General features: G+C 62.5%; 2 protein-coding genes. Both read left to right on the top strand.

Going from position 1 to position 456, the window contains the following annotated elements:
- On the top strand, window positions 1-285 hold a 285-nt coding region (locus CRV02_RS14455), incomplete at its 5' end, for a head-tail joining protein (RefSeq protein WP_258239333.1).
- Between the two features lie 11 nt (window positions 286-296).
- A partial coding sequence (locus CRV02_RS14460; RefSeq protein WP_072109790.1) for a phage tail protein occupies window positions 297-456 on the top strand: 160 nt, incomplete at its 3' end.

Consider the following 456-nt stretch of genomic DNA (forward strand, 5'->3'; position numbering starts at 1 on the left):
GGCGCTGCGGCCGACATAGCTCCCGGGAGTCGGCGGGGTGCGGTGTTCCGGGTGGATTGTGACGCCCCGTCAAACAGCAGTCGTGCGGGACGGGCGTTGCGCGGTGATGGTTCCAGCCCGTTCCGGTTTGTCCGTACTGAGGAGGTGCGGCAGCTGCGGCGTGGAGACGCGCTGACCATCGGTGAGGAAAATTTCTGGGTAGGTCGGGTTTCGCCGGATGATGGCGGAAGTTGTCATCTCTGGCTTGGACGGGGCGTACCGCCTGCCGTTAACCGTCGCCGCTGAAAGGGGGATGTATGGCCATAAAAGGTCTTGAGCAGGCCGTTGAAAACCTCAGCCGTATCAGCAAAACGGCGGTGCCTGGTGCCGCCGCAATGGCCATTAACCGCGTTGCTTCATCCGCGATATCGCAGTCGGCGTCACAGGTTGCCCGTGAGACAAAGGTACGCCGGAAAC

This window comes from Arcobacter sp. CECT 8989, from assembly GCF_004116715.1.
Taxonomy (GTDB): domain Bacteria; phylum Campylobacterota; class Campylobacteria; order Campylobacterales; family Arcobacteraceae; genus Halarcobacter.